We start from the raw sequence: 6897 nt of genomic DNA on the forward strand, positions 1-6897 counted from the left end.
CAACGGAAGTGGCACCGCGTTGCTCTGCCGCTAACGCGGTCTCGACCATTGTTGGGAGGTGGGGGCCCAATGCGGCCCTCCCTCTCTTCGGTGGCGAGTCAGGATGGGGTAGCGTTGGGCATCTGCATGAGACTCCCGAACAAAAGATTTGCCTGTGCGGCCCGATCGGGTCTCATGAGTTCCATTATTGCAGGGTCGGGCAATTCGGCGGCTGGTGAGTTCTCCTCGGTCGTGGGCGGAATTCTGCCGTCAACTGACGCTTTACAAATCAGGCAAATGGCGCCTAGTCTCAGGCCAACGGTGGTAGGGCGCTTTTCGCCTCAACGACCCTGATAGGCCAATCCGAATCTGGGCCGAGTCTTGCACGCCGAAGCGCTACCCCACCCCAACTCTGCCGGTTTGCCTGTCTCAGACAGACTCAATCTCGTACGTTGGCGCGCCTTGTCTCGGAATGCGACGATCCGTCATTGTCGACGTCCGTGAGCCAGACCAGAGCCTCGCCCGGACTCAACCCGTAGGTCGTCTTCGGCGAGGCCTGCGGACCTGCCTGTTAGGCCATGGATTCGGTCCTCCGGGCCGCTGGGTGGCGGATGAACGAACGGCCGTCCCGTCCGGTTGAGCGGTTCCGGGGAACATTGCGGCTGGGCGACCATCTGCTGCAGCCCGACCGACCAGAGAAGGCGCGGGCCGACGACGCCGAGCATTTGGGGATTCTTCACGCCCTTCTCGGCTCTGCGATCTAGGTGGCGCATTTCACGTGGCGCTCCGCCTCCGGTCGCACGGGTTGGCGCGGCAACGCCGCATCCCGGATTTTTTGAGGAGCTGTCGAATGTCGGCGAAAGCTGGTCGAGGATGCTAGACAGCGACTCGTGAGCGCTTCATTTGCAACCGAAAATACCCCGCTTGTCGCGCGAGAGCGAGAAGTGGCGGTATGCAGTTCCTGGCTCCAGGAGACGGCGGCCGGCCATGGTGGGATCGCTCTGGTCAGCGGCTCGCTGGGGGTGGGCAAATCGGTATTGCTTGAGGAAATTGCTCGGCAGGCGAATGCCGCGGGCTTCTACGCAAGTGCGGCGACCGTGGAACGCGGGGCCCGGTCACGCCCGCCGTGGCCCTGGCCCACCCTGTTGCGCAGAATCGGACTCCCGGAATGTCGCGAGCTTTCCCGGAAGTTGATGCTGGATGGGAGCATTGATCCGGCGCGGACGGAACCCATGATTCCCGGAGGAGCGGGCGGATCGCACGACCTTGCGGGGCAGCTCTGCGAGCTGCTTGCCCGAGTCACGGCGCGACATCCCGTCGTGTTCGCAGTGGATGGTGGCGAAAATCTCGACACGGCGTCCTTGGCACTCCTGCGAATCATAGCCGACAGTCTCGAAGACCACCCCTTCCTGGTGGTGGTGGCAGCCACGCTGGATTCGGAAGAAACAGAAGGGCAATCCCGGATCGTGGATGAGCTGGTAGCCGCGGCGGGTGACCGTGCCTTGCGGGTCGAGCCGCTGGGCCACGGGGCACTTGAGACGCTGCTCGGGGAAGAAACAACCGAAGCGATCGGTGGCGTTGGGGCCGCGATGGCCATTACGGGTGGAGTTCCTCTCCTGGCCCACTCTCTCGCGGCAAACCGGGACTTCAGCGCAGGCTCGGATATCCCAATTCGTGACCGGGTTCTAAATCTCGCGCGAGAGCGGTACCGTCGGCTGGGCCGGGAAGATCGAGAACTGGTCGAGGTCTGTGCAATCTGTGACGGACCTGTTGACGATGCCCTGGTGGCGGTCGTGCTGAACACCAGCCAGGCAGACATTCGCACCCGCGTCTCCGCTATGGGCACCATGTCCATGATCCGCATCGAGGAAGACGCGACCAGCACGTCGCTGTCGTTGTATCCCGCATCGGTCAGTGGAGCGATCTCGGAGACGCTGGACTCCGCCGGCCTCGCGTCACGACACGCGGCGCTGGCAATGGCGCTGCTCCGACGGGTTGAGCAGGGTCGCATACCGGATGTGGACGCGATTGCCCGTCATGCCATTGCGGCGGGCGACCGGATCCCTTCGGAAGTTACCGCACGCTGGGCTTTGCAAGCTGCGAAAGAAGCAAACCGGGTCGGCGTGCATCCGCTGGCGGGGAAATGGGCTTCCGCGGGTCTCGATGCGCTCCTTCGTGGCGGGGAGACGGGCGAGCCCGGCCTGCGGCTGAATCTTCTGGTCGCAGAATTTGACGCGGCTATCGGAGAGGACACGAGCCGGGCACGGGACAGACTGACGGCAATCCTGCGCCTCGCTCGCGAAGAGGGGGTCGAGCGGCAGGTATCGGCCTTCTTCGGTATTCTTCAACTCGCTGATTTCATCCATTGCGACGCCGAGGTGAAGGCGGTGCTCCTCGAAGCGATGGACGATTTGATTGGGAAACTTCCCAGCGATGCGCGGGAGCTGCCGCAAGTCCTCGCGGGGAAGGCATTCGTGCTGCAGATGTTACCGGGTGTCGAACGAACCAACGAGGCAGCTGCCATCGCCCGGGAGGCCCGGCGGCGCTGGGACGCGCTCGATGGCGAACGTGGAGTTTTCCCGGCATTTGTCGCTCTCTACTGCGACCCTTGGGGAGAGAGTCCCGAGAAACGAATCGAAACGGTGCGGCAACTTCGCGAGATGGGGCCGGTGGCGGAGGTTGAAGTCGAGCTGGCACTCACATCGATCGAGTTCGAAGAATGCTCCGCGCTAGGTGATCGCCGCGCGGCCGCTGCGGCAGGGGACCGGATGTACAGCCTTCTTCGCCAGGAGCATGGGCACCGGTACTCGTGGCTGCATCACCATCGCCGTGCTGCCGAAGCCGTCGCGGCAGTCGATCGCGAGGCCGCTGTCGGGGAGATGGCACAGAGCCTCGCAGGGGCACATTCCACCACAGCGTACATCCTCGCCTATGCAGCCACTTTCGTGACCCATAGCCAACTCGAGGAATTCACCGGGGAGTGGCTACCGATTGAAGGCCTGGTTCCTCTGGAGGAAAGGCATTACCGCCGTGCGAGCTCGCGAGAAGGCCGAGGCCACGAGGGCATTGTTCTCTCAAGCCTCTTTGACGGCGGAGGCGAGGTGGTCCAGGCCGCGATCACCAAGGGGGTATCCCGCTCCGAGGACCCTTCCAGCGCACGAGACACTCTCGACACGCTTGCCGATCACGAGTTCTCGTCGGTTGCGCGCAAGCAGGACTGGCTCGCATGCATGTTGTTCTACGCGGAAGCTGCTGCGGAACTGAGGCATGCGCGTGCGTCCGCCATGCTCCTCGAACTCCTGCGCCCGTTTGCGCACCAGTTTCATGTTCGACCGATGGTCCTGGCCTATTCTGGTCTGATCTCGGGCTTCCTCGCACCACTCGCCGAGATTTGTGGCGACCTCGACGAAGCCGAAACGCTCGCGCGCAGTGCGCTGGCCCAAAACGAGGAAGCACGGCTGGTCTACTTTGCCACCGCAGATCGGATCAACCTTGCGCGGATCCTGCTCGCCCGTGGGCGTCGGGACGAAGCGCTGGCCCTCGCAGCAGAGGCTGGCGAGAGGATCGAGAGCCTCGATCTACCCAGACTGCGCCGGCTTCACGGTGCGCTCGGCCTGAAACGGGAAACCATCGACGTGGAGACCCCGGACGGTGCCGGCTCACGCCCTTGCTTCCAGCGCAATGGTGAAATCTGGCGGCTGCGCTGGAGGGGCGAAGAATGTCAATTCAGAGACCAGCGAGGCCTCGTTTTCATGCATGCGCTTGTCGCCCGTCCGCGAACCGATTTCCACGTACAGGAACTCGTCACGCTTGGGCAGGTTGTAGCCCCGGAAGAGGGCACGCTACGACCCGCCCGCGGCGAGGAGCTCGGCGGCCCTTCGGCCGATGGCATCGAGACGCTCGACGAGCAGGCGCTCGCGGCTTATCGAGAACGCTTGCGCGAAATCGATACTGAGCTTTTCGAGGCGCAGGACCACACCGATCTCGGACGTATCGAAAGCATCACCCGCGAACGCGATGCGCTTCTGACCGAAGTTCAACGCGCAAGCGGACTGGGTGGTCGACGGCGCAAGACGAATTCCGACGTCGAGAGAGCGCGCACTGCGGTACGCAAGCGGATCAAGGCCACCATGGATCGTATTCGCAGGGAACTCCCGGGGTTGCACGCTCACTTTGAACGAAGCATCCGTACCGGGGTCTTCTGTTCATACGAGCCAGAGGATTCGCTCGATTGGGAACTCTGAACCGGAACGCGAAAAGGGCAGCCGGTCGCCCGGCTGCCCTTTCTGTCGCTTCCCGGGTGACGGGTTATTGCTGGAAGCAGTAGACCCCCTCACCAATATCCATCGGGTCGACGCCGCTCGGATCGTCGTAGTATTGATCGTTTGTGCCGTTCGAAGTCCATTTTTGGACCGTATGCGACGTGGAGCCCAGAGTATGAAACCACCCATTGAAACTCCAGTTGTTCGCATGAAAGAGGGTGGGCATTCCTTGCGGGTCAGTGCCGGTGAGGACGTCTTTTTTCCCGACGTTGCGCCCTAAAGCATCCTCGTCGATCGGGTGACGAATTTCCTGGTCCGTCAGGTCATCCCAGTCTTTTGCTACAAGAACTCCTGAGGGAAGTACGTATGGGACCTCGGAGCGCTCGAACCGATTGTCCGGCCCGATGTACTCGTTCGATACCCACACGTCGTAGTCGACACGATCCGCACGAGGCAGGTCGGCATTGATCGCGATCCGCTGACAGGCCAGGCCCGCTTGCCTGAAGTTGAGTTCACGCTTTCCTGTGTGCGCGCTGCTCCTGTAGAGTCCAAAATGCTCGCTCGCGTGGTGCTCCTTCTGAAGGTCGGGAAAGCAACCCTTTCCTGCAACTGCCTCATTGTAAGAGGCTTCGGTGTCGTGATCCCGGGGGCCGAAGTCACAGAACGGGGCAAAGAATACGACCTTGTTGAAAACGCCCACGATGGGCGGATTTTCTTCGGGAAGCCCCCAGGACGGTTCATCCCAGAATCCGCCCATCAGGTCTCTTAAAACCGCTCCCGCGCGCTTTCCGAGACCAGGCTCCTCGTTCGAACAGTCGTAGCGGCTATCCTGCCGAGTCCAGGATCGATCAAGCCTCTCCTGAGCACGCTCCTCGCAGATCCCTCGATCCGGGCCAAATTTAGTAGCCATGCACTTCGCCAGATCCTTCACGGCCATCGAGACAAGCTTCCCGCGCTTTTCGCCGCACGCCTCGGGCCCGCGACCGCCCGCAGACACATCCGGGGCGGTGCCGACAAGCGAAACAGTGATCAAGGCAATAGTGGTAATGAGACTCTTCATGATTTCCTCCCGACCCCCAGGGGTCTTTCGTGAGCAGGCGGCTTATCCGCCTTTCATAGAGGAGGCGTGACCTTTGGGATCACAACGTGACACGGTTACGAAAAAAGGCAGGCCATGGCGCAGAAAAAGCGGCACAACAGCGATGCAGCCGATGATTTCCCAGTTGCTCCTTGATGGGACCGAAGACCTGAAATCGGTGGAGAAGACGCGGCGCGGTTCCGTCGACCTACCCTGTTAGCGACCTATCCCGCATTGCCTGGTTGATACTCCGCGCCATCGGGCGTCGACAGCATATCCACGACACCGAGTTCGTTCCGGTACATGAATACCACCGCCACGATCAGGCAAAGGCACAGAAGCACGACCAGGGCGCCTGGAGAGGCCAGGGGTGCCGCTTTCCCCTCACCCCCCGCGGCAGGAGATTGGTCCCCGGCTCAAGATTTTAATCGGAATTGCGATCCCGGGTGCGGAGCCATCTCGGCGCGCTAAAGGGCTTCGCCGGGGGCGCGAATAGCGGGAAACCCTGCCGGCAGCAGAATCCGATTGGACGAATAGAGCGGCTTCTGGGCAAAAAGCGCCTTCATGTTTCCTGCCTTCCTTCTCAGCTCTGCTAGTGTCGTTTTCATGTCGGTATTCGCGATGGCACTGAGTGAAATCGAGGGACACACGGCAGACCACATTTCCGTCCAGAATTTGGCGGGACTCGCCCCAGAGTTGATCGAAGCGAACGCCTTTCCATTTCGATTGGGGAAAGCTCTGGAGGGTACGGGCACGGCATTTGCCCTGGCGCGATCCGAGCGCATCGAGGACTTCTTCCTGAAGGACTCGGACGTCTTCTTGAGCAAGGTCGATTCCTACGAGCCTGATGTGGACAGAGAACTGCTCCAGCAGTTCGTATTCCTTTCGAGTCAGGTCGAGATCGACGCCGCGTTTCTTGCAAGGCGTGACGGATATACCGTTCTTGTGGTGCTCGAAGCCAAGCATGGTCGCGGGTCTGAGGACAAGGAGACCCTCGCCAAGACCAAGCTGGCCTATCCAGCCTCGGCCATTTGCAGGAGTCCAGATCCACCAGCGCACATCCCCATCGTGCCAGTCTATCTCCGTTCCTTTACCGAGGGAGAACAGATCATGTTCCGGGTGGTGGAGTGTGTCTGGCCAGGACTGGACAGCTTGAGGGTGACAGATCCAGAACCGCCAGCGGTGACCAGTCTTGAGATCGCCCGAGTCGGACCGACTCTGAGGCTGGAATTGGACCCGTCTTGGGCGCTCTCTGTCTCTGGCACGCTGAGAAGGTGAGGCGTTGAGCCGGAATAGCGCTGGTGCGGGTCCGCAACCTGCCCCGGTTCCTCGAGACACTCGAGAATGAGAAGTTGATGGGCGCTAAGCGACCTAGCGAATTCAAGGAAGGCCGTCGTGGATCCTTATTGTGAGCTTCAACCGAGTCTAGCGATGCTTCTGATCATCCCAGAGTGCTTGACCCACTTCGAACCAGCGAAGGACACGATCCCGCTCGACCCGGCGAACTACCGGATCTACATCGAGTTCACCGACGACCAGGGCGAAGTCCGCGGTTCGAGCAGCGTGGCTGTGACGACA

5 protein-coding genes are annotated in these 6897 nt (G+C 61.4%); 4 read left to right on the forward strand and 1 reads right to left on the reverse strand.

Annotation, left to right across the window (positions count from 1 at the left end; translation table 11 throughout):
* The first annotated feature begins 590 nt into the window (after window positions 1-590).
* Both P8K07_06465 and P8K07_06470 read left to right on the forward strand, forming a co-directional pair.
* Window positions 591-743, forward strand: coding sequence for a hypothetical protein (locus P8K07_06465; protein MDG1958162.1), 153 nt, complete (start codon window positions 591-593; stop codon window positions 741-743).
* A gap of 126 nt (window positions 744-869) precedes the next feature.
* On the forward strand, window positions 870-4223 hold the full coding sequence (locus P8K07_06470) for an ATP-binding protein (GenBank protein MDG1958163.1): 3354 nt from the start codon (window positions 870-872) through the stop codon (window positions 4221-4223).
* A 64-nt stretch (window positions 4224-4287) separates the two neighbouring features.
* Here the strand turns inward: P8K07_06470 and P8K07_06475 are convergent, their stop codons facing one another.
* Window positions 4288-5301: a hypothetical protein gene (locus P8K07_06475; GenBank protein MDG1958164.1), complete on the reverse strand. Its 1014-nt coding sequence runs from the start codon at window positions 5299-5301 to the stop codon at window positions 4288-4290.
* 639 nt (window positions 5302-5940) lie between these two features.
* On the opposite strand from P8K07_06475, the gene P8K07_06480 reads away from it, so the two are divergent.
* Window positions 5941-6597 (forward strand): hypothetical protein, encoded by a 657-nt coding sequence (locus P8K07_06480; protein ID MDG1958165.1) that lies wholly within the window; start codon window positions 5941-5943, stop codon window positions 6595-6597.
* A 117-nt stretch (window positions 6598-6714) separates the two neighbouring features.
* On the forward strand, window positions 6715-6897 hold a 183-nt coding region (locus tag P8K07_06485), incomplete at its 3' end, for a hypothetical protein (protein MDG1958166.1).

The organism is Candidatus Binatia bacterium, assembly GCA_029248525.1.
GTDB lineage: Bacteria > Desulfobacterota > Binatia > UBA12015 > UBA12015 > UBA12015.

What these genes read in the sequence shown, in the direction of transcription:
- P8K07_06480 (MDG1958165.1), top strand. Translation starts at nt 5,941, where the DNA reads ATGGCACTGAGTGAAATCGAGGGACACACGGCAGACCACATTTCCGTC.
- P8K07_06475 (MDG1958164.1), bottom strand. Translation starts at nt 5,301, where the DNA reads ATGAAGAGTCTCATTACCACTATTGCCTTGATCACTGTTTCGCTTGTC.
- P8K07_06465 (MDG1958162.1), top strand. Translation starts at nt 591, where the DNA reads ATGAACGAACGGCCGTCCCGTCCGGTTGAGCGGTTCCGGGGAACATTG.